This is a genomic window from Streptomyces sp. TRD_SC_5, from assembly GCF_056836825.1.
Map to the genome: position 1 here is coordinate 1,203,368 of NZ_JBWZZS010000001.1, position 25,887 is coordinate 1,229,254.

Here is a 25,887-nt window from a genome sequence, read left to right on the forward strand (position 1 = left end):
CCCTGGCCAGTAATCTCGCGCCCATGGAGCAGAGGCATCTCGGCCGCACGGGCCTGCGCGTATCGAGAATCGGGCTGGGCACCCTCACGTGGGGCCGGGACACCGACGAGCACGACGCCGCCGACGTGTTGAAGGCTTTCTGGGACGCGGGCGGCACGCTCGTCGACACGGCGGACGTGTACGGCGACGGCGAGGCGGAGTATCTGCTCGGGCAGCTCGTCGAGCGGCTCGTTCCGCGGCGGGATCTGGTCATCGCGACCAAGGCGGGCAGTGTGCCCGACCCCGACCGGCGCTTCGACGGTTCGCGCGGCCATCTGCTGGCGGCGCTCGACGGGTCGCTGGAGCGGCTCGGCACGGACTACGTCGACGTGTGGCAGGTGCACGCCTTCGACTCGGCGACGCCGCTCGACGAGACGCTCCAGGCGCTCGACATCGCGGTCGGCAGTGGCCGGGCGCGGTACGCGGGAGTCTCCAACTTCTCCGGCTGGCAGCTGGCGAAGGCCGCGACCTGGCAGCTCGCGGCGCCCGGTGTACGCACCCGGCTCGCCAGCACGCAGATGGAGTACTCGCTGCTCCAGCGCGGTGTGGAGCGGGAGGTGCTGCCGGCTGCGCTCGATCTGGGGGTCGGTCTGCTGCCGTCGTCGCCGCTCGGCCGGGGCGTGCTCACGGGCAAGTACCGGCGCACCGTTCCGCCGGACTCGCGCGGCGGGTCGGAGCACCTCTCCGGGTTCGTCGCGCCGTACCTCGACGACGCGGCGAGCCGCATCGTGGACGCGGTCGCGACGGCCGCGGACGGGCTCGCCACGACCCCGCTCCAGGTGGCCCTCGCGTGGGTCCGCGACCGGCCCGGCGTGGTCGCCCCGATCGTGGGCGCGCGCAACGCGCAGCAGCTCGCGGCGGCATTGTCAGTGGAGGCGCTTAGTCTTCCAGACGAGATCTGCCAGGCGCTCGACGACGTGTCGGCGCCCGTGCACCGCTATCCCGACCAGGACTGGAGCACGCTGTGACTGCGCTTCCCCGGGGGGCAACCCCCGGACCCCCGGCCGAACCCCGCGACACCACCGCGGCGGTCGGCACCGAGCCGGCCGCCGAGCCGACGGTCCCGGCACCGGGCCCCGCCGGGGACGACGCGAAGCCGCACACCGAGCCCGGCACCACGGGGCCGGCGACCGGCCCCGGATCCGACGCCTTGGCCGCCGCGAGCGCCGCGCGTGCGGCAGCGGCCCCGACGGACGCGATTGAGAACGCAGGTACCGACGTGCACGCCGACAACACCCCGCACTCAGCAGACGGAACGGACAGCGAAGGCCATCCGGCGGTCGCCGCCGAGGACACCGCAGGGCATTCAGCCGGCGCCGGCACCGACCCGGCGGACGCCGAAGCGCCATCCGCCGACGGCGACGGCGCCTCCACAGGTCGTCCGGAGGGCACCGGCGCGGGCGCTGCGGACGGCGAGGAGCCCTCGGAGGGGCATGACGCGGGCCTGGGCGAGGTCGCAGGGCACGCGCGCGGTTCCGACGAGGACGCGGCGGGCGACGAAAGGCCATCCGCCCGTGACGGTGACAGCCCTGCGGAAGCACCCGGCCGCTCGACGGACACCGGCGCGGGCGCTGCGGACGGCGAGGAGCCCTCGGAGGGTGGCGGCGAGGATCTGGTGGACGCCGGAAACCTGTCCGCCGACGGCGACGACAGTCCCTCCGGCGCCGCGAGCCGCCCGGCCGGGACCACCGAAGGCGCGGCGGAGGGTGAAAAGGCGCCTGTCGTGCCGCAGTTGTCCGAGGCCGAGGCTGAGATTGCCGCTCAGCGTGCACTGCGGGAGCGGATCGAGCGACGCAAGGCCGAGAAGCCCGCGCCCGTCGAGGCCGGGGCCAAGCTGAGCGGGCAGGCCGCCGATCTGCTCGCGGCCGTACGGGCCGTGGAGAGCGGCGCCAAGTCCGGGGACGCGTTCTTCGCGTCCCCGGCGCCCGCACCCCGCCGCGTGGCGCCCGCTACCACTCCGGCGCCGCCGCGCGCTGCCCAGGCGGCGGAGCCCGTCGCCGTCGCGCCCGAGGCCGTGGCTTCCGTACAGGCCGTGCTGGCCGAGGGCGGTGCTCCCGAGGCGCTGGCCGGGCCCGTCGCGGCCGTACTCGGGGAACAGGCCGCGCAAGTGCTGCGCGACGACCCGTGGCAGCTGCTCTCCGTGCCGGGAGTGCGGCCCGAACAGGCCGACGGATTCGCGCGCGCCCTGCTCGGGGCGGAGTGCGGGCCCGGCGACGAACGCCGGACCTCGGCGCTCGTCGGCTGGCTCCTGGAGCGGGCGGCGGTCCAGGGCCACACCGCCCTGGCGTCGGGCGCCGTCCGCAAGGCGCTGACCGAGCACAAGGTGCCCGACCCGGACGAGGCCATTCAGCACGCCGTCGCCGAGGGAGTGGTACTCGTCTTCCAGGACGGTGCGCACGACGGCGGGGACGGCCATGCCTCCGAGGCCGCCGACAGCGACGAGGCCGTGGAGGTGCTGCTCGGGCTCGACCGGTACGCCCTCGCCGAGGAAAGCCTCGCCGACGGCCTCGCCCGACTGGCCAGTACGTTCGGCAACGGCGCGGCAGGGGCGGGCGATTGGGACCCGGGGCCGGTCTCACCCTCCGCCGCCGAGCTGATCCGCGCCGTCGCGGCCAACGGCCTGGTGGCCCACAGCGGTGGCGAGGCCGCCCGCGCCGAACCGGCCGCGCTGGTGGCCGTGGCACGCGGGCTGGGCCTGCGGGCGTACGCCGCGTCGCACAGTGCCGACGGCCGCCGCCGCCTCGCCGCCGCGATCGACGACGCGTCGGGCTCGGTCACCGTCTCCGGTCTGCTCGCCGGGACGGAAGGCCCCGGCCGGGACGAGGACGGCGCTCTCGCCCTCGACGTGCTGATCGTGCTGGACGCCCCGCAGCTGGACGTGGAGAACGCCGCGATCCTCGTGGAGTCGCTGGCGGACGGCACCAGGCTCGTTCTCAGCGGCGACCCCGGCGTGCTGTCGTCGGCCGGCGCCGGCCGGGTCTTCGCCGACCTGCTGGCCGCCCGCGCGTGTCCGCACGTCGTCTCGCGTACGCCCGATCCGGGCCCGATCGGCGAGCTGGTCTCCGGCATCGGGATCGGGGAGCTGAACCAGGTCGAGGCGCCCGGCAAGGAGGTGGTGATCGTGCCGGTCCGCGACGCGGGCGAGGCCGTGCACCGTACCGTCCAGCTGGTCGCCGATTCGGTGCCGCGCGCCTTCGGGGTGTCCCCGGCCCAGACCCAGGTGATCACCCCCGGACACGGCGGCTCCGCGGGAACCCGCGCGCTGAACGCCGCGCTCAAGCAGCGGCTCAACCCCGGCCCGGGCCGGTTCGGCGGCTTCGACCCGGCGGACCGGATCGCGTACGTCCCGGCGCCCGGCAGGACGCTGCCCGGCACGGTCGTTTCGGCGGACGCCGACGGCCTGCATCTCGACTGCGAGGGCACGCCCGTCGTCGTGGCCAAGGAGAGAGTGGAGACCACGGTGCGGCACGCGTGGGCGCTCACCGCCCACCAGGCGACCGGGATGCGGTGGCCCGCCGTCGTGGTCGTCCTGCCCGGCGACGCCGCCCCGGCGCTGAGCCGCCCGTGGATCTACACCGCGTTCAGCCGCGGCGAGCGGCACCTGTCCGTGGTCCACGGCGTCGACCAGGCGCTGCCGCGCGCGGTGACCGAAATCCCGGACCGACCGCGCACCACGCGCCTGCGCACGCTGCTCCAGCCCCCTGCCGAGTCGCCGGGCGCGCAGGAGCCCGGCCCCGTAGAGGTGTGACAGAGGCCGGCGGTCGGGCCTGGTCGGAGCTCGTCAGACCTGGTCGGGACCGTCGGTCTCGTCGAACTCGTCGTCGAAGACCGAGCTGACGTCGAAACGGCACACGACCCGCTGCGGATCGGCCTGGTCGAAGGGGGCGCTCAGCCACTCCCCCGGCTCGGGCAGGTCGTCCGAGGCTGCCACCCACAGTGTGGAGTCGCCCTCCTCCAGGCCGAATTCCTTGTGCCGGGAAGCGATTTCATCCGGTTCGTACTCGCCGAAGAGCACGCCGAGCGCGGCATGGACGCTACCGCCGACGATCGCCACCGCGTTGCCGCGCTCCTCGGCGTCGACGTCGGTATCGAGCTCGACCTCGATCGCCGGGGCGTCGACGTCCGGGTCCAGGTCGGCGATCCGCTGCGCCTGGGCGAGCAGCCGCTGGGTCTCCACCACCGCGTAGTCCCGGCGGATCAGCACGCTCACCGCATTGGGCTCCTCGGGCCCGGTGTAAGGCGGCAGGGAGTCGTCGGACCCCGGAATCTCGAAGGGGGTGACCTCGTCGTAGCGGTCGTAGAGCCGCTCGTCGTACGCCTCGGCGGCCGCGGCAAGCTCGTTGAACGCGTCATAGACGGCGGGGTCGTCGTCCCCGGTGCGGCGTTCGACCGCGTCGAGGTGACGGTCGAGCGCGACTTTGACCGCCTCGGCGGCGGCGCGTACCTCGGCAGCGGTGGGCTGCGCAGCATCAGACATAGTGCAGACGCTATCCGTACTGGGGCGCAGCTTGCACAATAGATGCGATGCCGGAATACGAATTTGTCGACGTGTACGTGCCACGCGGGGTCTCCCGCAAGGATGCGACGCGTCTGCTGACCGACCATGCCGAGTACGGACACTGGGAGTTGGACCGACTGAGTCTGCGCCGGGACGGCAGCCGCCGTGTGCGGCTGCGCAGGCGCATCATCCGACAGGTGCGCGCCACCTGGTGAAGACGGAGCGGGCCCCGCGATCGCGGGGCCCGCTCCGTTTCCCGCGCCGGAAGTGCCGACGTGCCGGCGGAATTTCCTGCCTTACGCCGCTGAGCGCGACCGGCGGTACAGCACCGCGCCGGCCAGCAGCAGCCCCGCGCCGGCCGGGATCACCACGCCGAGCGGAGCGCCGGCGCCGGTCTGCGCGAGCACGTCGCTGCCCTTGGGCTGGGTGACGGTCTGGGTGTCCGGGCCGTTCGGGCTGTCCGGCTTGCCGGGCGTCGCGGGCTCGTCCGGGTCGGCGGGCACGCCGGGCTCCGTGGGCTCTGCCGGAGTGCCCGGCTCCGTGGGCTCCACCGGCTTCCCCGGCTTGCCAGGCTTCCCCGGCTTGCCCGGAGGCTGCTCGGTGCCGGGACCCGGCGGGGTCCCGGTGGAGTCGTTGGCGCAGTCGTTGCCCGTGGCGGTGTTGCCGAGGCCGCCGACGGTGACCGTGTTCCCACAGGCGTTCACGGGTACGTGGACCGGTGCCTGGACGTTGTTGCCCGAGCCGACACCGGGCGAGTCGCTCGTGTGGCCCTCGGCCGCCGATCCGCCGCCGTGCTTCTTGCCGGGCCCGGAGCCCTTCGACTCGTTGACGCAGTTGTTGCCCATGGCCGGATTGAGCACGCCGATCACGTTCACGGTGTTCCCGCACACATTGACCGGGACATGCACCGGAGCCTGCACGGAATTCCCGGAGAGTACGCCCGGGGAGTCCGACGCCGACCCCTGGGCCCCCGAGTCGGCGTGCGCGTTGCCGCCGCTCATGGCCAGCAGACCACTCGCGGCCGCCATGGTGATCAGGCTCTTTCGCGTTACCTGACGCATTGGTACGTTCCTCTGCCTTTAGCCTTCACCGAATGCCCGCGGGACGTTGTCGCCTGCCGCGGGCCGAATGCCCAGCGGCCCCGGAGTGCATGGAGCGCACTCCGGGGCCGCCCGGGACTCAGACCCTTACGGGTTCATGCGCAACGTCACTTGTTGACGCAGGTGTTGCCGAAGGCGGGGTTCAGCAGCCCGATCACGGAGACCGTGTTGCCGCACACGTTCACCGGCACGTGAATCGGGGCCTGAACGACGTTGCCCGAAAGCACGCCGGGGGACTTGACCGCAGCACCCTGGGCACCCGAATCGGCGACGGCCATGCCCGCCCCGGCGAGAATCAGACCACCAGTAGCAGCCGCAGCAGCGACGACCTTCTTGATCATTACTTTTCCTCCTTGTAGGCAACGAATGCGATCCCAGCCGCGGACCGCACACCTTGTAACGAAGGGAAAGCAATGGGGCTACTAGCCTATGGTTTCATTCACTCTTTTCAGTCAAATAGCACGTCCGGCCGATTAGTTGGAAAGTCGTTTCAGCACTTGTCCCATCAGCACTTGTCTCATCAGCAGTTGTCCAGGAAGCGGTCCAGGACGCGTACACCGAACTTCAGCCCGTCGACCGGAACCCGCTCGTCCACGCCGTGGAACATCCCGGCGAAGTCCAGCTCGGGCGGCAGCTTCAGCGGCGCGAAGCCGAAGCAGCGGATCCCCAGATCGTCGAAGGACTTGGCGTCGGTGCCGCCGGAGAGCATGTACGGGACGGCCCGCGCGATGGGGTCCTCGGCCCTCAGCGCCACCTGCATCGCGTCGACGAGGTCACCGTCGAAGCTGGTCTCCAGGGCCTTGTCTCCGTGCACGTCCTCGCGCCGCACGCGCGGGCCGAGGATCCGGTCGAGGTCGGCAAGGAACTCGTCCTCGTACCCGGGCAGGAAGCGCCCGTCGACGTGCGCGGTCGCCTGCCCCGGGATGACGTTCACCTTGTAGCCGGCGCCGAGCATGGTCGGGGCGGCCGAGTTGCGCAGTGTGGCGCCGATCATCTTCGCGATGCCGCCGAGCTTCGCGAGCGTCGCCTCCATGTCCTCGGGGTCGAGCGGGGTGCCGAGCGCGTCGGAGAGCTCGTCCAGGAAGGACCGTACGGTCTTGGTCATCCTGACCGGCCACTTGTGCCGCCCGAGCCGCCCCACGGCCTCGCACAGCTCGGTGATCGCGTTGTCGTTGTTGGTCATCGAGCCGTGACCGGCCGTGCCGTCCACGGTGAGCCGCATCCAGTGCATGCCCTTCTGCGCCGTCTCGACGAGATACAGCCGCAGGTTCTCGTTGACGGTGAAGGAGAAGCCGCCGACCTCGCCGATCGCCTCGGTGACGCCCTCGAAGAGCCCGGGATGCTTGTCGACGAGATGCCGCGCCCCGTACGTACCGCCCGCCTCCTCGTCGGCGAGGAAGGCCAGTACGACGTCGCGCGGGGGCTTGCGGCCGCTGCGCATCCGCTCCCGTACGACCGCGAGGGTCATCGCGTCCATGTCCTTCATGTCGACCGCGCCCCGGCCCCACACACAGCCGTCCGCGATCTCGCCCGCGAAGGGGTCGTGGGTCCAGTCCTGGGCGTTGGCCGGTACGACGTCGGTGTGCCCGTGGATGAGCAGCGCGGGCTTGGACGGGTCCTCGCCCTCGATCCTGGCCACGGTGGAGGCCCGTCCCGGATGGGACTCGAAGATCTGCGGTTCGAGCCCGACCTCGGCGAGCTTCTCCGCGATGTACTCCGCCGCCGCGCGCTCCCCCGGCCCCGAGTGGTCTCCGTAATTGCTGGTGTCGATCCTGATCAGGTCCCGGCAGAGATCGACGACCTCGTCCTCGCCCCGGACCGTCCTGTCCTGGCCGGCCCTCTTCGACTCGCTCACGCTGCTTCCTCCCACTGGCTGTGCTGGTGGTCCCTCTCATCCTCCCGCTGCCCGGCAAGGGGGTGTGATCAGGGGGTCTGAATGTTTGCTATGGTTTTCCACGTCGGAACGGCCCAGGGCCGCGAGACAGACACCTTGTCCGGGTGGCGGAATGGCAGACGCGCTAGCTTGAGGTGCTAGTGCCCTTTATCGGGCGTGGGGGTTCAAGTCCCCCCTCGGACACCAGCGAAAAACCCCCAGTCGAACTGGGGGTTTTTCTGTTTCTCAGTGCCCCCTGGCGATCCACTCCTCCAAGTGCGGGGCCTCGGCGCCGATGGTGGTCGGGTCGCCGTGGCCCGTACGTACCCCGGTCTCCGGCGGCAGGGTGAGCAGCCGGTCGCGGATCGAGCCGACGATCGTCGGGAAGTCCGAGAAGGACCGCCCGGTGGCACCGGGCCCGCCCTGGAAGAGGGTGTCGCCGGTGAAGACGGTCGCCAGGTCCTGGGCGTACAGGCAGACCGCGCCGGGCGCGTGGCCCGGGGTGTGCAGAACGGTCAGCGTGGTGCCGGCGACGTCGATCCTCTGGCCGTCGGTGAGCTCGCCGTCGGGGGCTCGGTCCGGGTGAGTGTGCTTCCACAGCGGCAGGTCGTCGGGGTGGAGCAGGATCGGGGCGCCGGTGGCGGCGGCGAGCGCCGGTGCGGCGTCGATGTGGTCGTTGTGGGCGTGCGTGCAGACGATGGCGCGCAGGGTACGGCCGCCGAGCGCGGCGGCGATGGCGTCCGCGTCGTGGGCGGCGTCGATGACGATCGCTTCGTTGTCGTCACCGACGATCCAGACGTTGTTGTCGACGTCCCAGGTGCCGCCGTCGAGGGAGAAGGTGCCCGAGGTGACCAGGTGGTCGATGCGGGCGGATGCGGATGCGGATGTCATGCGAATTCCACCACCGATCGCAGTACGTCGCCCTCGTGCATGCGCGCGAAGGCCTTCTCGATGTCGCCGAGGCCGATGGTCTCGGTGACGAAGGCGGCGAGGTCGATGCGGCCCTGCTGGTGCAGGTCGATCAGCATCGGGAAGTCGCGGGAGGGCAGGCAGTCGCCGTACCAGGACGACTTGAGGGCTCCGCCGCGGCCGAAGACGTCGATGAGCGGGAGCTCGAGCCGCATGTCGGGGGTGGGGACGCCGACGAGGACGACGGTGCCGGCCAGGTCCCGGGAGTAGAAGGCCTGCTTGTACGTCTCGGGGCGGCCCACCGCCTCGATGACGACGTCGGCGCCGAATCCGCCGGTGAGCTCGCGGATGGCGTCGACGGGGTCGGTGGAGCGGGAGTTGACGGTGTGGGTGGCGCCCATGGTGCGGGCGGTCCGAAGCTTGCGGTCGTCGATGTCGACCGCGATGATCTTCGCCGCGCCCGCGAGCCTGGCGCCCACGATCGCCGCGTCGCCGACACCGCCGCAGCCGATGACGGCGACCGAGTCGCCGCGGCCGACCTGGCCGGTGTTGATGGCCGCGCCGATGCCGGCCATGACGCCGCAGCCGAGCAGGCCCGCGACGGCCGGTGAGACGGACGGGTCGACCTTGGTGCACTGGCCGGCCGCGACGAGGGTCTTCTCTGCGAACGCGCCGATGCCGAGCGCCGGGGACAGCTCGGTGCCGTCGAGCAGGGTCATCTTCTGCTTGGCGTTGTGAGTGTCGAAGCAGTACTGGGGACGGCCGCGCAGACAGGCCCGGCACTGGCCGCACACCGCGCGCCAGTTGAGGACGACGAAGTCGCCGGGGGCGACGTCGGTGACGTCCTCGCCGACCGACTCGACGATGCCCGCCGCCTCGTGGCCGAGGAGGAAGGGGAAGTCGTCGTTGATGCCGCCCTGCTTGTAGTGCAGGTCGGTGTGGCAGACGCCGCACGCCTGGATCCTGACCACGGCCTCGCCCGGCCCCGGGTCCGGCACGAGGACGGTCTCCACCCGCACCGGTTCGTTCTTCCCTGGGGCGATTACGCCTTGGACCTGCTGTGTCATGCGTGAACTTCCTTCCTCGCGCGTCGAGTACGGGCCCGCTCCCGCACCGTACTCGCTCTACAGACCGCAGTCGTAGACCTTGTGGCCGGCCACGAAAGTGCAGGCGACGCGGGTCTCGGCGATCTCCTCGGGCGGCGCGGCGTACGGGTCGCGGTCGAGCACGGCCAGGTCCGCGAGAGCTCCGGGACGGATGCTTCCCGTGTCGTCCAGGTGGTTCACGTACGCGGAGCCCGCCGTGTACGCGGCGAAGGCGTCGTTGAGGCCGATGCGCTGCTCCGGGAGGAAGACGGGGCCGTCGCCGTTCGGCTCGACGCGGTTGACCGCCGTGTGGATGCCGTGCATCGGGTCGGGGCTGCTGACCGGCCAGTCGCTGCCTGCCGCGAGGGTGGCTCCCGAGCGCAGGAGCGCGCCGAACGGGTACTGCCGTCCGGCCCGCTCGTCCCCGAGGAAGGGGATGGTGAGTTCGTCCATCTGCGGTTCGTGCGCGGCCCACAGGGGCTGGATGTTGGCGGTGGCGCCCAGCTCCCTGAAGCGGGGGATGTCGTCCGGGTGGACGATCTGGAGGTGGGCGAGATGGGGGCGGGTGTCACGGTGGCCGTTGGCGGTGCGGGCCGCTTCGACCGCGTCCAGGGCGTCGCGTACGGCGCGGTCGCCGAGGGCGTGGAAGTGGGCCTGGAAGCCGAGGGCGTCCAGCTCGGTGACGTACCGGCGCAGGTCGGCGGGGTCGATGAAGCTGGTGCCGCGGTTGGCGGTGGCGCAGCCGCAGCCGTCCAGGTACGGGTCGAGGAGGGCGGCGGTGCCCGTCTCGGCGACTCCGTCGACCATGATCTTCACGGATCCGGCGCGGAACCGGCCGTGGCTCAGCTCGGCCCGGCGCGCGACCAGTTCGGGGATCTGCTCGGCGCCGCGTTCGCGGTCCCACCACAGGGCTCCGGTGACGCGGGCGGTGAGTGATCCGTCGCGGGCGGCGGTGAGGTAGGCGTCGGCGGGGTCGGCCATGGAGCCGAAGGTGCCGACGATGGCGTCCTGCCAGGCGGTGATGCCGTACGAGTGGAGGAGCCGCTGGGCGCGGAGGAGGGCGGCGAGCCGGTCGGCGGGGGTGGACTGCGGGGTGAGACGGGCGACCAGGTCCATGGCGCCCTCCTGGAGGAGTCCGGTGGGCTCCCCGCTGCCGTCGTTGGCTCGCTCGATGCGGCCGTCGGCGGGGTCGGGGGTGGTGCGGTCGATGCCGGCGAGGCGCAGGGCGCGGGTGTTGGCCCAGGCGCCGTGGTGGTCGCGGTTGGGCAGGTAGACGGGGCGGTCGGGGACGACCGCGTCGAGCAGGTCCCTGGTGGGGCTGCCGCCGGCGAACGCCTCCATGGACCAGCCGCCGCCGGTGATCCACTCCCGGTCCGGGTGACTCTCGGCGTACGCCCGTACTGCGGCGATGGTCTCGGCTGCCGTACGGACGGCGGTCAGGTCGCACTGTGCCAGTTCCAGGCCGGCCGACACCGGGTGGACGTGGGCGTCCTGGAAGCCGGGGACGAGCAACCGCCCGGCCAGGTCGACGACTTCGGTCTTCGGGCCGATGAGGTCGCGTATGTCGTCGTGGCCGACGGCGGTGATGCGGCCGTCGGTGACGGCGACCGTGGTGGCGCGGGTGCGGGCGGCGTCCAGGGTGAGGACGGGGCCGCCGGTGAGGACCAGGTCGGCGGGGCTGTGGCGCATGGAGCGGGTTCCTTCGGTAGGAGTGATGGAGTGGGGAGGGTCAGACGGTCAGGGGGACCGCGTCGGGGTCGGTGCCGCGTCCGGTGTCGAAGTACGGGGACTTGCGCACCCACTTCGCCCACGAGGCCGCCATGACGCCGCTCAGCAGCATCACAGCGGGGCACGCCAGCATGAACCAGCCGTTGTCGGGGCTGATTTCGAAGTGGTCGGCCGAGGTGTAGAAGGTCCAGCAAAGGTAGCCGCCGAGGGCGAGCAGGACGGCTGCGCTGAGCACCGGCACCACGACCACGCGCGGGGTGGAACGGAACCGCACGGCGGCGGCGAGCGCGGTCAGGGCGTAGTAGAGGGAGACGACGACGCCGATCGCGTTGACCGAGGCCAGGATCAGGTCGGCGATCTTCGGGAGGACGAGGGAGAGGAAGGCGACGGCCGCCGCGAAGCAGCCGATCGCGACCGTGCCGGCCGCCGGGGTTCCGTAACGGGGGCTGATCCTCGACCAGAGCGGGCCCATCGTACGGTCGCGGCTCATCGCGAACATGCCGCGCACGGTGGGGATCACGCCGGCCTGGAGCGAGGCGACGGCGGAGAAGGTGAGCGCGATCAGCGGGAGCGCGGCGATCGGCTGGTCGGCGAGGCGGTCGCCGAAGAAGGTGAGGCCCTGTGCGCCGTTGCCGGCCAGTTCGTCCTGGGACAGGACGCGCTGGAAGGCGAAGGAGCCGAGCAGGAAGAGGCCCAGCATGGTGAAGAGCGTGATCATCCCGGCTCTGGAGGCGTCCTGCGGGTCGCGGACCTCCTCGTTGACGCTGAACGCGGACTCGAAGCCCCAGTAGCAGAAGACCGAGAGGAGCAGCCCCTGGGCGAGGGCCTGGCCGGAGGGGATGGTGAAGGGGTTCAGCCAGTCGAGGCTGAAGGGGTGCGGGCCGACGACGAGTCCGTAACCGCAGAAGGCGAGCAGGACGGCGTACTCGAAGACGAGCAGGTACTTCTGCAGGTTCGCCGCCGCGCGCAGGCCGGTGACGGCGGTGAAGGTGACGGCGATCAGGACGAGGATTCCGAGGGCGGTGGACTGTGCGGTGGAGTCGGGGTCCAGGGTGAGGCCGGCGACGCCGCGTATGCCTGTCTCGCCGGCGAGCTGGAGAAGGGCGGAGCCGGTGACGGCGGTCGTGTAGGAGAGGAAGACGACTGTCGCGACGAGGCTGATCCAGCCGACGAGGAAGCCGAGCCACGGGTTGAGGGAGCGTCCCACCCAGACGTAGCCGCTGCCCATGTTGGGCTCGGCCTTGTTGAGCCGTGCGTAGGCGCGGGCGATGCCGAGGACCGGGAGGAATGCCAGCAGCATGATGATCGGCAGGTGCAGGCCGACCACGCCGGCGATGACGCCGAGGCCGATGCCGATGCTGGTGGTGGCGGCGGTGCTGGAGGCGGCGATGGCGAAGCCGTCCATGACGCCGAGGCTCCTGGTGAGCGTGCCGGGCGCGGGCGGGTCGCTGCCGTACGGGGTCTTCGATGGCGTCATCGCTGGCTCCTTCACCGGGGGGCCACGACGGCCCCGATGGCGGCACATCGAACTCCGCGGGACCTTCACACGTCAACGGTGTTGTCGTAACGTGCGCGGCATGAGCGAGCGAGTGGTGTCGGAGGAGGGGCGGCGGCGCAGGCGCCCCACCAAGCAGGGCACGGTTCTGTCGGAGGAGCTGATCGTCGGTACGGCGCTGCGGCTGATCCACGAGCACGGTGCGGCGGCGCTCACCGTGCGGCGGCTCGGTGCGGCGCTGGGGGCGGATCCGAGTGCCCTCTACCGGTACTTCCGGGACACGGATGATTTGCTGCTCGCGGTCGCCGACGAGCTCATCGGCCGTACGCTCCGGCGCTTCCGGCCGACGGGTGAGTGGCGGGCCGATCTGCGGACGCTGGGTCTGATGATGCACGCCGACTATCAGGCGCATCCGCAGGCGGCGATGCTGACCTGCGCGCGGGTGACGGGGCGGGAGAACGAGACGCGCTCGGTGGAGACGATCCTGGGCATCCTGCGCGGGGCGGGTTTCCCCGACACCGAGGCGGTACGGGTCTACCACGCCTTCGTCGACCAGACGCTGGCCTTCGCGGCGCTGGACGCCTCCACGCTCGCGCTGCCGGCGGCCGCCCGGGAGACGGAGGCGCGGGCCTGGCGGGAGACGTACGCGCGACTGCCCGCCGACAGCCATCCGAACATCGCGGCGACCGCGCCGGTGCTGGTGGCGGAAATGGGCCGCAGTGGGTATCCGGCGGCGCTGGAGATGGTGCTGGCGTCGGCGGAGGCGCGGCTGCGGGGCGGTTCTTCCCAAACTGGGGCTCCGCCCCGTGCCCCGGTCCTCAAACGCCGGACGGGCTGAATCTGCCGGGGGAGCCGATACGGCCGGAGTGCCGGATTTGGTGGGGTGCGGTTCAGGCAACGCGATTGCCGCAGCGGGCGGCCCGGGCGACGCGAACGGATTGGCCGGTGCGGCTCGCGTGGAGTCGCACCGGCCAGTTCAGCCCGTCCGGGGGCCCGGGGGCCTGGCCCCCTCACGCGGCGGAGCCGCAAAGTGTCACAGCCCGGATGAGGTGGGGTGGGGAACAAGCCCCCGCAGGGGTGCGGGCTAGGCGTCCTTGCGCTCTGCCGCCAGCGCGGCCACCCGCTTGCGGACCACGAACCAGCCGCCCACCAGCGCCGCCGCGATCAGCGGGAGGCACGTCACGGTCGTACGGCCGATTCCACCGCCCCACCACATCAGGACGACCACAGAGGCCAGGAAGGCCAGCGTGACGATCTGCGTGTACGGGGCCCAGGGCAGACGGTAGGACGGGCGCGTGACCCGGCCGTCCTTCGAGCGGTGCCAGAACAGCAGCGAGCAGAGCATGATCATGCCCCAGGTGCCGAGGATGCCGATCGACGCGAAGTTCAGGACGATCTCGAAGGCCTCGCCGGGCATCACGTAGTTCAGGCCGACGCCGAGCACACCGAAGCCGGCGGTGAGCAGGATGCCGCCGTACGGCACCTGACCCTTGTTCATGCGGCCCGTGAACTTCGGCGCGGAGCCCGACAGCGCCATCGAGCGCAGGATCCGGCCCGTGGAGTACAGACCCGAGTTCAGGCTGGAGAGGGCCGCCGTCAGCACGACGAGGTTCATGACGTCCGCCGCGCCGGGCACGCCGAGCTTGTTCATGACCGTGACGAAGGGGCTCTCGTCGCCGGAGTACGCCGTGTACGGGAGCAGCAGCGCGAGGAGGACGACCGAGCCGACGTAGAAGATGCCGACGCGCCACATGATCGAGTTGATCGCCTTCGGCATGATCTTCTCGGGGTTCTTGGTCTCGCCCGCCGCGACACCGCACAGCTCGACCGACGCGTACGCGAAGACGACACCCTGGATGACCAGCAGCATCGGCAGCATGCCGACCGGGAACAGGCCGCCGCCGTCACTGATCGTCGAGAAGCCGGGGGTGTGGCCGTCCAGCTGGTGCTGGGTGGCGACCAGGTAGATGCCGATGGCCATGAAGACGACCAGCGCGGCGACCTTGACGATCGCGAACCAGAACTCCATCTCGCCGAAGTACTTCACCGAGATCAGGTTCGCGGTGAGGACGATCGCGAGGGCGATCAGCGCGAGAATCCACTGCGGTACGTCGCTGAACATGGCCCAGAAGTGGGCGTAGGTGGCGGCGGCTGTGATGTCCGCCACCGCGGTGGTCGACCAGTTGAGGAAGTACAGCCAGCCGGCGGCGAAGGCGCCCTTCTCACCCATGAATTCACGGGCGTAGGAGACGAAGGCGCCGGAGGACGGGCGGTAGAGCACCAGCTCGCCGAGCGCGCGGACGACGAAGAAGGCGAAGACGCCGCAGACCGCGTACGCGATGGCCAGGGAAGGACCTGCCCCTGCCATGCGGCCGCCGGCGCCCAGGAACAGGCCGGTGCCTATCGCCCCGCCGATCGCGATCATGTTGATGTGGCGGGACTTCAGGTCCTTGCTGTAACCCTCGTCACCCGCGTCGACATGTGGGGATGTCGATACGGGATCGGCGGGACCGGCGGGGGCCGCAGACAGGGTGCGGTCGCTCATGCTGTTTCTTCGCCTTCATTTCGGGGGGTGCTGTGCGGTACCGGGCCGCACGATGGTGTTGAGGGTGATCTCGACGTGTTCGAGGTGAGCGGCCATGGCCTGCACCGCCGCTCCCTCGGAGCCGCCGACGATCGCCTCTACGAGCGCCCGGTGCTCGAGGTCCGACTGGCGTCGTCGGTCCCCGAGTTGGTTCAGGAAGGTGGACTGCCGGGCAAGGGCGTCCCTGATCTCTTCGATGATCTTGTGGAAGACAGGGTTGCCCGACGCCTGGGCGACGGAGATGTGGAAGAGCATGTCGAGCGCCACCCATGCGGTGGGGTCGGGCTCCTGCTCCATCTTCCCGATCAGGTGCGTCAGCAGGTCTACGTCGTCCTGCGTGCGACGCGTAGCAGCGTAACCCGCCACGGGGATCTCGACGTGCCGTCGCACTTCGAGCAGGTCCCGGGCGGAGTACGCGCCGAAGATCGGGTTCTGGTCCGGTCCGCTGGCCGCGACGTACGTGCCCTTGCCTGCCCGGGACACCGTGAGGCCGAGCGCCTGGAGCGCGCGCAGGGCCTCCCGTACGACGGAGCGGCTGACGGCGAAGTACTTCCCGAGCTCGGCCTCCGTGGGGAGCTTCTCGCCGATGGCGAGTTCACCCCGCTCTATGGCGTCCCGGAGGTGGGTGAGGACGGCTTCCATCGCGCTGATGCGCCGCGGTGCGCCGTCACCTGTCCGGCTGTCTGACAAGACCATGCGGAGAATGCTCCGAGGTCGGACACGCAAGCGTCAAGAGTGTTCAAAGAGTTGATTTGAGGTGAAGGAAAGGATAATGAGGCGGACATTCCGGGCGTTTCAGGGGGCCAGTACGTCGAGCTCCTGGAGGGCGCCGACGGCGATCTCGCGAGTCAGCCGTTCCGCCCGTAGCGCGTCGCCTTCCCTTACGGCTTCGGCGACTTGGACGTGCAGCGTGACCGCGGCGGGGTCCGGATCCTCGAACATCACCTGGTGCCTGGTGCGTCCGCTGAGCACCTCCGCCACCACGTCGCCGAGCCGGGCGAACATTTCATTGCCTGATGCACGCAGTACGACACGATGGAACGCGATGTCGTGCACGAGGTACGCGTCGAGCTGCCGGCCCCGCGAGGTCGCGACCATCCCGAGCGCCTCCTCGGTGAGCGCCGCGCACTGCTCGGGGGTCGCGAACTGCGCGGCGAGTCCGGCCGCCACCGGCTCCACGGCGGAGCGCAGGACGGTCAGCGAGCGCAGCTGGCGGGGGCGGTCGGCGCCGGCCAGCCGCCACCGGATGACCTGCGGATCGTAGACGTTCCATTCCTCGGTCGGGCGTACGGTCACGCCCACCCGGCGGCGGGACTCCACGAGGTGCATCGACTCCAGGACCCGGACCGCCTCGCGGATCACCGTGCGGGAGACGTCGAAGCGCTGGGCGAGCTCGTCCGTACGCAACACGCTGCCGGGCGGATACTCACCGGCTGTGATCGCGGGACCGAGGCTTTCCAGCAGCTGGGCGTGCAGCCCCCGGGCCTGGTTGGTCATGGGCTCAGCGTACGGGGCGCCCTTCGCGAACAAAAAGTACGACGTTTATGTCACAGCCTCTTGAATACGTCGTACCTAATGAGTTTCAGTAGCGCGACGGACCGATGTCGAAGAAGACAGCGAGGCACTCCACTCATGAACAGCCCTCACGTCGTCGTGGTGATGGGCGTGGCAGGGACCGGCAAGACCACCATCGGTCCCCTGCTCGCCGCCCGGCTCGGCGTTCCGTACGCCGAAGGTGACGACTTCCACCCCCCGGCCAACATCGCCAAGATGTCGGCCGGCACCCCGCTGGGCGACTCGGACCGGTGGCCCTGGCTCGACGCGATCGGCCGGTGGGCGCACGACAGGGCCGGGCTCGGCGGCGTCGTGAGCAGCTCCGCGCTCAAGCGCGCCTATCGCGACCGGCTGCGCACGGCCGCCCCCGACGCCGTGTTCCTGCACCTCACGGGTGACCGGGAGCTGATCGAGGAGCGGATGCGGGAGCGCAGGGGCCACTTCATGCCGACCGCGCTGCTCGATTCGCAGTACGCCGCCCTGCAGCCGCTCCAGGAGGACGAGGCGGGCGTGTCCGTGGACGTCTCGGGGTCCCCCGAAGACATCGCCGAACGAGCCGTCGCGGCCCTGCACGGGCTCAAGGGCCCGGCTTCCCAAGATTCCCAGGATTCCCAAGACTTCAGAAAGTAGAGAGCCGTGACCAGTCTCAGCGTCGAGACGCTGGCAGCGGACGTCGTCGAGCCGATCACCTCGGCGGGCAACGGCCAGTTGGGGATAGCAGTCCTCGCCGGCATTGCCGTCATCGTCCTGCTCATCACGAAGTTCAAGCTCCACGCCTTCCTGGCGCTGACCATCGGGTCGCTGGCGCTGGGAGCGTTCGCGGGCGCCCCGCTCGGCAAGGCCATCACCAGCTTCTCGACCGGCCTCGGCAACACGGTCGCGGGCGTCGGCGTGCTGATCGCCCTCGGCGCGATCCTCGGCAAGCTGCTCGCCGACTCCGGCGGCGCGGACCAGATCGTCGACACGATCCTCGCGAGGGCGAGCGGCCGTGCGATGCCGTGGGCGATGGTGCTGATCGCGAGCATCATCGGTCTGCCGCTCTTCTTCGAGGTCGGCATCGTGCTGCTGATCCCGGTGGTGCTGCTCGTCGCCAAGCGCGGCAACTACTCGCTCATGCGGATCGGCATCCCGGCGCTCGCCGGCCTGTCCGTGATGCACGGGCTGATCCCGCCGCACCCCGGTCCGCTGGTCGCGATCGACGCGATCGACGCCAACCTGGGCATCACGCTGGCGCTCGGCGTGGTCGTGGCGATCCCGACCGTGATCATCGCCGGGCCGCTCTTCTCGAAGTACGCCGCCCGCTGGGTCGACGTACCGGTGCCCGAGAAGATGGTTCTGCAGCGTCCCTCCGAGGACCTGGAGCGCCGTCCCGGCTTCGGCGCGACCGTCGCCACCGTGATGCTGCCGGTCGTGCTGATGCTGGCCAAGGCGCTCGTGGACATCGTCGTCGACAACCCCGAGAACGCCGTCCAGCGGGTCACGGACGTGATCGGCTCGCCGCTGATCGCGCTGCTCGCCGCCGTACTGGTGGGACTCTTCACGCTGGGCCGCGCCGCCGGGTTCACCAAGGACCGGCTGTCCTCGACCGTCGAGAAGTCGCTCGCGCCGATCGCGGGCGTGCTGATGATCGTCGGCGCGGGCGGCGGCTTCAAGCAGACGCTGATCGACGTGGGCGTCGGACAGATGATCCTGGACTTCTCCGAGGACTGGGCGATCCCGACGCTGCTGCTGGCCTGGCTGATCGCCGTCGCGATCCGCCTCGCGACGGGCTCGGCGACCGTCGCCACCATCTCGGCGGCCGGTCTGGTCGCCCCGCTCGCCGCCGACATGTCGGCGTCCCACGCGGCGCTGCTGGTGCTCGCGGTCGGTGCGGGCTCGCTCTTCTTCAGCCACGTCAACGACGCGGGGTTCTGGCTGGTGAAGGAGTACTTCGGCATGGACGTCGGCCAGACGATCAAGACCTGGTCGGTGATGGAGACGATCATCTCGGTGGTCTCGCTGGGCTTCGTCCTGCTGTTGTCACTCGTCCTTTAGGTCCGGGGAGTGTCCGGGGGAGTCTTTCAACTCCTTCGCCCACAACGGGTGTTCCAGCTCCGCCCAGTCGCGGTCGACAGTCCCGGTGCGCATGCCGCGCCGGGACTCCGGCCGGCTCAGGGCCATCCCGATGTGTCCGGCGATCACGATGCCCATGGCGAGAGCGAGCCAGTCGTGGACGAAGGTGGCGCTCGTACGCCAGACCAGCGGAGCCAGGTTCGTGAACCACATCAGCAGTCCGGTCCCGAGCATCACCAGCACCGCGCCCGCGATCCACGCCGCGTAGAGCTTCTGGCCCGCGTTGAACTTCCCGGCGGGGCGCGAGGCGTGGCTCTTGTCCCGGCGCAGCACGGCCCGCAGCCACTGCCGGTCGTGCGGGCCGAACCGGTTGAGCCGGCCCAGGTCGGAGCGGAAGGCGCGCGAGGCCAGGCCGAGCAGGAACGGCGCCGGGATCATCAGTCCCGACCATTCGTGCACGGTGACCACCAGGTGGCGCCGGCCGACGAGTTCGGCCAGCTGCGGTACGTACAGACAGGCCGCCGTCGCGATGCACAGCAGGGTCAGGCCGGCGGTGGCGCGGTGCACCCAGCGCTCGGAGCGGCCGAAGCGCCTCACGCGGGCGGGAAGTTCAGACCGTAGGAGCATCGTCGCGTCCGTTCGAGCGGCCGACCCACGCGTCGACGTCATAGCCGCGCTCCTCCCAGTACCCGGGCCGCACCTCGGGCGTGACGGTGATGCCGGAGAGCCATTTCGCCGACTTGTAGAAGTACATGGGCGCGACGTACAGCCGTACCGGGCCGCCGTGCGCGTGGCTGAGCGGCTTGTCCTGCATGCGCAGGGCCACCAGTACGTCCTGGCGGCGGGCCTGCTGGAGGGTGAGGCTCTCGCTGTACGTACCGTCGAAGCAGGTGAAGCGGATCGCCTTGGCGTCCGGCCGCACGCCCGCGGCGGCCAGCAGCCGCGACAGCTGTACGCCCTCGAACGGAGTGTCCGGGACCCGCCATCCCGTGACGCACTGGACGTCGCGCACGAGGCGCGTCTGCTGCATCGCGCGCAGGTCGTCGAGGGTGTACGTGGCGGGCCTGTCCACCAGCCCGTCGACCTTCAGCCGGTAGTTCTCCGGGCCCTTGCGCGGTACGGAGGGGGCGACGGAGTAGTAGCGGAATCCGCCGCCGTTGGGGAGGAGGCCGGTCAGGCCGGTCGGGTCCTTGTCCGCGGCGGAGCCGAGGAAGGCTTCGAGCCCGTTCTGGAGGTACGGCGCGGTGGCCAGGCCCGCGGCGCCGAGGCCGAGCATGCCGAGGACGACGCGGCGGCCGACGGGCGAGCCGCCGCTGTCCGGTGCTGAAGAGGTCACGGAACAATTCGAACACCCGCGGCCACCAAGGGCCAGCGACCGCGGGTGCCCGTCAGACTTCCGTCAGACTTCGGTGGCCTGCTTCTCGAGCTGGAAGGCCTCGTTGCCCAGGCCGATCCGCCCGTGGACCTCGGGCTTCGCCGAGCGCAGCACCGCGCCGTACACCAGTCCCCCGACCAGCGCGACGCCGATGATGCCCGGCAGGATCCAGCTGAGGGCGGAGCCCGGACCCGCGCCCACCAGTACGTCGAAGTCCTTCACCGTGTAGAAGGCGATGACCAGCAGAGCGACCCCGGCGATGGCCGAGGCCACCAGCCGTCCCGCCTGCGCGCGGCCGGCTCCGCGGCGTACGAAGAAGGCGATGACCGCGAACGAGGCGGCGGCCATCAGCAGGATGACGCCGAGCGCGCCGACGTTGCCCATCCAGGTGAACAGGCGCAGCACGGGCACGGTCGGGTCGCCGGCCGGCTTGTCGTCGGTGAACGCGAAGGCCAGGACGATGGCCAGGGAGACGCCGGACTGGAGCAGCGAGCCGGCGGCGGGGGCGCCACTCGTCTTGTTCGTACGGCCGAAGGAGGCCGGCAGCAGGCCCTCACGGCCCATGGCGAAGGCGTACCGCGCGACGACGTTGTGGAAGCTGAGCAGCGCGGCGAACATGCCGGTCACGAAAAGGATGTGGAGTACGTCGGTGAAGGTGGAGCCGAGCCTGCTCTCGGTGAGGGTGAAGAGGAGCCCCGGCCCCTGCTCCCCCGCCACCTTGACGATCTGGCCGGGCCCGGCTGCGACGCTGAGCGCCCAGGCGCTGAGGGCCAGGAACAGCGCGGCGTACCCGACGGCGAGGAACATCACGCGCGAGACGACGATCTGCGGGCGGCTGGTCTCCTCGGCGTACACCGGGGCCTGCTCGAAGCCGACGAAGGCGGCGATGCAGAAGCAGAGCGCGGTGCCGAGTCCGGCGCCGGTGAGGGTCTCGGGGTTGAACGCCTGGAGGGACAGGCCTTCCTTTGCCGGGTCGGCGATCGCGGCCACGTCGAAGATCACGACGAGGGCGCACTCGACGACCAGCAGGACACCGAGGACCTTGGCGTTCAGGTCGATCTTGAGCCAGCCGAGGGCGCCGACGACGAGCACGGCGACGAGCGCGGGTATCCACCACGCGATGGTGATGTCCAGGTAGGTGGCGAAGATCCCGGAGATCTCGAAGCCGAGGATGCCGTAGATGCCGACCTGCATGGCGCTGTACGCGACGAGGGCGACCAGGGAGGCTCCGGCGCCGGCGGTCGGGCCGAGGCCGCGGGCTATGTAGGCGTAGAAGGCGCCGGCGTTGTGGACGTGCCGGCTCATCTCGGCGTATCCGACGCTGAACAGCATCAGGACCACGCCGAGGATGACGAAGAGGAGGGGCTGTCCGACGATACCCATCACGCCGTATGTGGTGGGCATGACACCGGCGACGACCATGAGCGGGGCGCTCGCGGCCAGTACGGACAGCAGCAGGCCCGTCGTGCCTAGGCGGCCGGCTCGCAGCGCCCGGTCCTGCCCCTTGTACGTACGGATCTCACTGCTGCTGGTGTCTCTGCTTCTCTCGCTCGTGCTCGAACTGCCCGTCGACATGGCGGGGGTTGTCCCTTCGCTGAGGTGGGTTGACGTTGAACTGCTGAGTCATGCGATGCCGAGCGCGGCGCTGCGCGCGGCGCGGAAGGCCTGGTGCGGGTCGCGGTCGGGGTACGACCACGGGGCCTCGGTGGCGTGCGGGCCGATGCGGTTGAGCAGGGCGGCGGCCTCGGCGGGCCTGCCCTCGCAGAGCTTGGCGTGGGCCAGGTAGTTGAGGTCGACGAGCCGGCGCGGGTGACCCTCGTGCTCCCACTCCAGCCACCAGTCGAACGCCGCCTTCATCACCTGCCGGGCGCGGCGGCCCGACCAGTGGCCGGAGGCCGCGGGGTCCTTCGGCTCCTGGCCCGCGAGGGCGAGGGCGCGGTAGCGCTCGGCGTGGGCGACCACGGGGAGTACGGCCAGCGGGGAGTCGGCGGGGGCCTGTTCGGCGGCCCAGGCGGCGAAGTCGTACACCTCGTGGAGGGGGTCGTTTCCTATGTCCGGCCGGCGTTCGGCGAGGCGGGCGGCCATCAGGTGGTGGGCGTGATGGTGCTCGGGGTGGCGCAGCCGCACCTGGTCGAAGAGCTGGGTGACCTCTTCCTCCGTACCGAGGGAACGGGCCAGGAGCAGCAGCCCGAGCCACGGGGTCGGGTCGGCGGGTGACCGCTCGGCGGCCCGTCGGCAGGCCTCGCGCGCGCGGTCCTCGGGCTCCTTGCCGCGCAGCGCGCCGAGGACGGTGGCGCAGGCGATGAGGGTGACGGCGTCGGCGCTCTCGGGTTCGGCGAGCAGCCAGTCGCCGGCCCAGGCGGCGGCGCCGTTCGCCTGGGCGAGTACGACGAGACGGTGGCCGCGGCGGTCCCAGTCGTCGCCGGTCGCGGCGAGCAGGGAGCGGGCCCTGGTCCAGCGACCTTGGGCCAACTGGGCGCGTACGGTGACGAGTTCGGCGTCGTCGAGGGCGGCATCGAAGGAGGGATCGGTCCGACGGCGCGAGCGGCCGAGGGGTGGCGGAGGTGGGGGCATCCGCGGGTCCTCCACGGCGCAGTGTGCGAGCGTTTGATCACGCACAGCAAAGCGGTAGGGGGCAGTCCACGTCAAGGGCGGTCTGGACCAACTTTGCGCCGACTTGAGGTAGTTGAATGAGCACCGACCTCCTGCGCCCGGTTTCCTCCGGGGCCGGTCCCGTTCCAGGGCCTAGTCTTGCCCCATGCCTGAACACTCTTCGCTGCCGCCGTGCCTGCTGGCCTTTCCCGGGCCGCTGCGGGACCGGCTGGTCGCCGCGGTGCTGTCCGGCGAGAAGGTCTCGACGACCGGCCTGCTCGCCGAGTACGAGGCCGAGAAGGAGGAGCTGCCGCCCGTCGGCGAGCGGTCCGTGGTGATCGGCTCGGACGGCCGCGAGGTGGCGGTGATCGAGCTGACCGAGGTACGGGTGCTGCCGCTCGGCGAGGTGGACCTCCAGCACGCGCTGGACGAGGGCGAGGGTTACACCTCGGTGGCGGACTGGCGCGCGGGGCACGAGAGGTTCTGGCACAGCGAGGAGATGCGGGACGCGCTGGGCGACCCGGAGTTCACGGTCGACGACGCGACGGTGGTCGTCGCGGAACGGTTCCGGGTGGTGGAACGACTGGACCCGCGCACGGGCGCCCCTCCCAGGGCCTAGGCCACCGCCCTCGCCGCCGCGCGGCCCGCCGTGCGGCCGGAGAAGAGGCAGCCGCCCAGGAACGTGCCCTCCAGGGAGCGGTAACCGTGGACGCCGCCGCCGCCGAAGCCCGCCGCCTCCCCCGCCGCGTACACGCCCGGCAGCACGCCGCCGCCCTCTGTGAGTACGCGCGAGGACAGGTCGGTCTCCAGGCCGCCGAGGGACTTCCGGGTCAGGATGTGCAGGCGTACGGCGATGAGGGGGCCGGCCTTGGGGTCGAGGATGCGGTGCGGCGAGGCCGTACGGATCAGCTTGTCGCCCAGGTAGTTGCGGGCGCCGCGGATCGCCATCACCTGGAGGTCCTTGGTGAAGGTATTGGTGATCTCCCGGTCCCGCGCGGTGATTTCGCGGCGCAGCTCCGCCTCGTCGATCAACGGCTCTTTGGTGAGCGCGTTCATTCCGCGTACCAGCGACGCCAGATCCTTCTCGACCACGAAGTCCGCGCCCTTGTCCATGAACGCCTTGACCGGGCCGGGGACATCGGCCCGCGCGCGGCCGATGACGTCACGGACGGACTTGCCCGTGAGGTCCGGGTTCTGTTCGGAACCCGAGAGCGCGAACTCCTTGCCGATGATCCTCTGGTCGAGGACGAACCAGGTGTAGTCGTACCCCGTCTTCATGATGTGGTCGAGCGTGCCCAGGGTGTCGAAGCCGGGAAAGAGCGGGACCGGCAGGCGCTTGCCGCGGGCGTCGAACCAGAGGGACGAGGGGCCGGGCAGGATGCGGATGCCGTGCTTGGCCCAGATCGGGTTCCAGTTCTGGATTCCCTCTGTGTAGTGCCACATCCGGTCGCGGTTGATCATGCGGCCGCCCGCCGCCTCCGTGACGCCGAGCATCAGGCCGTCGACGTGCGCGGGTACGCCGGAGAGCATCGAGGCGGGCGGGGTGCCGAGCCGCTGGGGCCAGTTGGCGCGTACGAGATCGTGATTGCCGCCGATCCCGCCCGAGGTGACGATCACCGCCTGTGCCCTCAGCTCGAAGGAACCGGTCGCCTCGCGGCTGCTGGCGGCCCCGCGCTCGGCGGCCGAGGGCTCCAGGATCTCGCCGCTGACGGTGTCCACCGCACCGGCGCTGCGCGCGAGACCGGTGACGCGATGACGGAATCGCAGCTGGACCAGGCCGCGCGCCACCCCTTCGCGCACGCGGCGCTCGAAGGGGGCGACGATGCCGGGGCCCGTGCCCCACGTGATGTGGAAGCGGGGTACGGAGTTGCCGTGCCCGGTGGCGTCGTAACCACCGCGCTCGGCCCACCCGACGACCGGGAAGAAGCGCACGCCCTGCCCGTGCAGCCACGCCCGCTTCTCGCCGGACGCGAAGTCGACGTACGCCTCGGCCCACTTGCGCGGCCAGTGGTCCTCCTCGCGGTCGAAGCCCGCCGTGCCGTGCCAGTCCTGGAGGGCGAGCTCGCGGCTGTCCCTGATCCGCATCCTGCGCTGCTCGGGAGAGTCGACGAAGAAGAGCCCGCCGAAGGACCAGTGCGCCTGACCACCGATGGACTGCTCGGGTTCCTGGTCGAGCAGGATCACCTTGCGGCCCGCGTCGACGAGTTCCGCGGTGGCCGCCAGGCCTGCCAGGCCCGCCCCGATCACGATCACATCAGCGTCGTACGCCATGGTTTCCGTCCTTGCCGGGGCGAGTGGGGCCGAGAAGTTACTCGTGCGTCAGATCTTCGGCAGCGGCGGGCGGCACGTCAACCGCCTCGCCGCCGTGAGGTTGGATGGCCCGTATGACTCCTGCGGACGAGATCCTGGACATCGTCGACGAGAACGACGAGGTGGTCGGACAGGCCCCGCGCGGTGAGGCGTACGCCCGCGGCCTGCGCCATCGCTGCGTTTTCGTCCTGGCGCGGGACGGGGAAGGCCGGTACTTCGTGCACCGCAGGACGCCGGTGAAGCTCGTCTTTCCCTCGATGTACGACATGTTCGTGGGCGGGGTCGTCGGTGCGGGCGAGTCGTACGACGAGGCGGCACTGCGCGAGGCCGAGGAGGAACTGGGTGTGTCCGGGCTGCCCGCGCCCGTACCGCTGTTCAAGTTCCTGTACGAGAGCGGCGACGGCGCGCAGACGTGGTGGTCGTACGTCTACGAGGTGCGCTGCGAGCTGCCGGTGAATCCGCAGGCGGAGGAGGTCGCGTGGCACGGCTTCCTGACCCGCGCGGAGCTGGAGCGTCGGCTCGCCGGGGGCGCGTGGGAGTGGGTGCCGGACGGCCTCGCGGCGTGGGAACGGCTGCGTGCGTACCCGGGCCCCGTGACTGCGGCTTCCGGGCAGGCCTGATCACGTGCCAGTACGCCCCGTGGCCGGAGAAGCTCGTTCCCAGTAGGTGCGCGGGGAAACGCACCACTCCGTC

24 protein-coding genes and 1 tRNA gene are annotated in these 25,887 nt (G+C 71.0%); 9 read left to right on the top strand and 16 right to left on the bottom strand.

The genetic code is table 11. The features are described 5' to 3' along the window. Window positions 1-23: 23 nt before the first annotated feature. Window positions 24-1,007, top strand: a complete 984-nt coding sequence (locus tag AC1P0E_RS05640; RefSeq protein WP_482741038.1) for an aldo/keto reductase — start codon at window positions 24-26, stop codon at window positions 1,005-1,007. 476 nt (window positions 1,008-1,483) lie between these two features. Further along, window positions 1,484-3,787: a helix-hairpin-helix domain-containing protein gene (locus AC1P0E_RS05645; protein ID WP_482745660.1), complete on the top strand. Its 2,304-nt coding sequence runs from the start codon at window positions 1,484-1,486 to the stop codon at window positions 3,785-3,787. A gap of 33 nt (window positions 3,788-3,820) precedes the next feature. Here the strand turns inward: AC1P0E_RS05645 and AC1P0E_RS05650 are convergent, their stop codons facing one another. Next, window positions 3,821-4,516, bottom strand: a complete 696-nt coding sequence (locus AC1P0E_RS05650; RefSeq protein ID WP_482741039.1) for a hypothetical protein — start codon at window positions 4,514-4,516, stop codon at window positions 3,821-3,823. Between the two features lie 47 nt (window positions 4,517-4,563). On the opposite strand from AC1P0E_RS05650, the gene AC1P0E_RS05655 reads away from it, so the two are divergent. Beyond that, a complete protein-coding gene (locus AC1P0E_RS05655) occupies window positions 4,564-4,752 on the top strand; it encodes a DUF5703 family protein (RefSeq protein WP_111666225.1) in 189 nt (62 codons plus the stop codon). Between the two features lie 81 nt (window positions 4,753-4,833). Here the strand turns inward: AC1P0E_RS05655 and AC1P0E_RS05660 are convergent, their stop codons facing one another. The 3 genes from AC1P0E_RS05660 to AC1P0E_RS05670 all read right to left on the bottom strand — a co-directional run bounded on the left by AC1P0E_RS05660 (window position 4,834) and on the right by AC1P0E_RS05670 (window position 7,492). Further along, window positions 4,834-5,598, bottom strand: coding sequence for a chaplin (locus AC1P0E_RS05660; protein WP_482741040.1), 765 nt, complete (start codon window positions 5,596-5,598; stop codon window positions 4,834-4,836). Between the two features lie 146 nt (window positions 5,599-5,744). Then, a complete protein-coding gene (gene chpH / locus AC1P0E_RS05665; protein ID WP_482741041.1) occupies window positions 5,745-5,978 on the bottom strand; it encodes a chaplin ChpH in 234 nt (77 codons plus the stop codon). A 179-nt stretch (window positions 5,979-6,157) separates the two neighbouring features. Continuing rightward, window positions 6,158-7,492, bottom strand: a complete 1,335-nt coding sequence (locus AC1P0E_RS05670) for a M20/M25/M40 family metallo-hydrolase (protein WP_482741042.1) — start codon at window positions 7,490-7,492, stop codon at window positions 6,158-6,160. Between the two features lie 137 nt (window positions 7,493-7,629). Here AC1P0E_RS05670 and AC1P0E_RS05675 point away from each other — a divergent pair. Continuing rightward, a tRNA-Leu gene (locus AC1P0E_RS05675) sits at window positions 7,630-7,717 on the top strand. Between the two features lie 39 nt (window positions 7,718-7,756). Here AC1P0E_RS05675 and AC1P0E_RS05680 read toward each other — a convergent pair. From AC1P0E_RS05680 to AC1P0E_RS05695, 4 genes are read right to left on the bottom strand one after another with little or no spacing between them, the layout of a single operon-like run. Next, complete coding sequence (locus AC1P0E_RS05680; protein WP_482741043.1) at window positions 7,757-8,401, bottom strand: MBL fold metallo-hydrolase; 645 nt, start codon at window positions 8,399-8,401, stop codon at window positions 7,757-7,759. Beyond that, complete coding sequence (locus tag AC1P0E_RS05685) at window positions 8,398-9,486, bottom strand: S-(hydroxymethyl)mycothiol dehydrogenase (protein WP_482741044.1); 1,089 nt, start codon at window positions 9,484-9,486, stop codon at window positions 8,398-8,400. Before AC1P0E_RS05685 ends, AC1P0E_RS05680 begins: the two co-directional genes overlap by 4 nt. A 57-nt stretch (window positions 9,487-9,543) precedes the next feature. Next, window positions 9,544-11,193 (bottom strand): amidohydrolase, encoded by a 1,650-nt coding sequence (locus AC1P0E_RS05690; RefSeq protein WP_482741045.1) that lies wholly within the window; start codon window positions 11,191-11,193, stop codon window positions 9,544-9,546. Between the two features lie 40 nt (window positions 11,194-11,233). After that, on the bottom strand, window positions 11,234-12,709 hold the full coding sequence (locus AC1P0E_RS05695; RefSeq protein WP_482741046.1) for an APC family permease: 1,476 nt from the start codon (window positions 12,707-12,709) through the stop codon (window positions 11,234-11,236). Window positions 12,710-12,809: 100 nt separating this feature from the next. Here AC1P0E_RS05695 and AC1P0E_RS05700 point away from each other — a divergent pair, with 100 nt between their 5' ends. Next, window positions 12,810-13,565, top strand: coding sequence for a TetR/AcrR family transcriptional regulator (locus AC1P0E_RS05700; protein WP_482741047.1), 756 nt, complete (start codon window positions 12,810-12,812; stop codon window positions 13,563-13,565). Window positions 13,566-13,811: 246 nt separating this feature from the next. Here the strand turns inward: AC1P0E_RS05700 and AC1P0E_RS05705 are convergent, their stop codons facing one another. The 3 genes from AC1P0E_RS05705 to AC1P0E_RS05715 form a co-directional block, all read right to left on the bottom strand. Continuing rightward, the gene (locus tag AC1P0E_RS05705; protein WP_482741048.1) at window positions 13,812-15,272 is read right to left on the bottom strand and encodes an amino acid permease; all 1,461 of its coding nucleotides are present in this window, start codon (window positions 15,270-15,272) and stop codon (window positions 13,812-13,814) included. 15 nt (window positions 15,273-15,287) lie between these two features. Continuing rightward, on the bottom strand, window positions 15,288-16,007 hold the full coding sequence (locus tag AC1P0E_RS05710; protein WP_482741049.1) for a FadR/GntR family transcriptional regulator: 720 nt from the start codon (window positions 16,005-16,007) through the stop codon (window positions 15,288-15,290). 99 nt (window positions 16,008-16,106) lie between these two features. Continuing rightward, window positions 16,107-16,808 (bottom strand): FadR/GntR family transcriptional regulator, encoded by a 702-nt coding sequence (locus AC1P0E_RS05715; protein ID WP_364657405.1) that lies wholly within the window; start codon window positions 16,806-16,808, stop codon window positions 16,107-16,109. Window positions 16,809-16,943: 135 nt separating this feature from the next. On the opposite strand from AC1P0E_RS05715, the gene AC1P0E_RS05720 reads away from it, so the two are divergent. After that, the gene (locus AC1P0E_RS05720; RefSeq protein ID WP_482741050.1) at window positions 16,944-17,495 is read left to right on the top strand and encodes a gluconokinase; all 552 of its coding nucleotides are present in this window, start codon (window positions 16,944-16,946) and stop codon (window positions 17,493-17,495) included. Between the two features lie 6 nt (window positions 17,496-17,501). Continuing rightward, window positions 17,502-18,899 (top strand): GntT/GntP/DsdX family permease, encoded by a 1,398-nt coding sequence (locus tag AC1P0E_RS05725; RefSeq protein WP_482741051.1) that lies wholly within the window; start codon window positions 17,502-17,504, stop codon window positions 18,897-18,899. On the opposite strand, the gene AC1P0E_RS05730 is transcribed toward AC1P0E_RS05725, so the two are convergent. The 4 genes from AC1P0E_RS05730 to AC1P0E_RS05745 all read right to left on the bottom strand — a co-directional run bounded on the left by AC1P0E_RS05730 (window position 18,885) and on the right by AC1P0E_RS05745 (window position 22,866). Further along, window positions 18,885-19,544 carry a cytochrome b/b6 domain-containing protein gene (locus AC1P0E_RS05730; RefSeq protein ID WP_482741052.1) on the bottom strand — a complete coding sequence of 220 codons (660 nt, stop codon included), beginning with the start codon at window positions 19,542-19,544 and terminating at the stop codon, window positions 18,885-18,887. The two genes, AC1P0E_RS05725 and AC1P0E_RS05730, sit on opposite strands and share 15 nt — an antisense overlap. Beyond that, the gene (locus AC1P0E_RS05735; protein ID WP_482745661.1) at window positions 19,528-20,193 is read right to left on the bottom strand and encodes a molybdopterin-dependent oxidoreductase; all 666 of its coding nucleotides are present in this window, start codon (window positions 20,191-20,193) and stop codon (window positions 19,528-19,530) included. The genes AC1P0E_RS05730 and AC1P0E_RS05735 overlap by 17 nt, the downstream gene beginning before the upstream one ends. Window positions 20,194-20,316: 123 nt before the next feature. Then, window positions 20,317-21,867: an APC family permease gene (locus AC1P0E_RS05740; protein WP_482741053.1), complete on the bottom strand. Its 1,551-nt coding sequence runs from the start codon at window positions 21,865-21,867 to the stop codon at window positions 20,317-20,319. 48 nt (window positions 21,868-21,915) lie between these two features. After that, entirely contained in the window at window positions 21,916-22,866 is a 951-nt protein-coding gene (locus tag AC1P0E_RS05745; RefSeq protein ID WP_482741054.1) for a hypothetical protein, read from the bottom strand. A 184-nt stretch (window positions 22,867-23,050) separates the two neighbouring features. Between AC1P0E_RS05745 and AC1P0E_RS05750 the strand changes: the two genes are divergently transcribed. After that, window positions 23,051-23,503 (top strand): ASCH domain-containing protein, encoded by a 453-nt coding sequence (locus AC1P0E_RS05750; protein WP_482741055.1) that lies wholly within the window; start codon window positions 23,051-23,053, stop codon window positions 23,501-23,503. Here the strand turns inward: AC1P0E_RS05750 and AC1P0E_RS05755 are convergent. Continuing rightward, entirely contained in the window at window positions 23,500-25,155 is a 1,656-nt protein-coding gene (locus tag AC1P0E_RS05755; RefSeq protein ID WP_482741056.1) for an FAD-binding dehydrogenase, read from the bottom strand. The two genes, AC1P0E_RS05750 and AC1P0E_RS05755, sit on opposite strands and share 4 nt — an antisense overlap. A 113-nt stretch (window positions 25,156-25,268) precedes the next feature. Between AC1P0E_RS05755 and AC1P0E_RS05760 the strand changes: the two genes are divergently transcribed. Then, window positions 25,269-25,814 carry an NUDIX domain-containing protein gene (locus tag AC1P0E_RS05760; RefSeq protein WP_482741057.1) on the top strand — a complete coding sequence of 182 codons (546 nt, stop codon included), beginning with the start codon at window positions 25,269-25,271 and terminating at the stop codon, window positions 25,812-25,814. Window positions 25,815-25,887 lie beyond the last annotated feature (73 nt).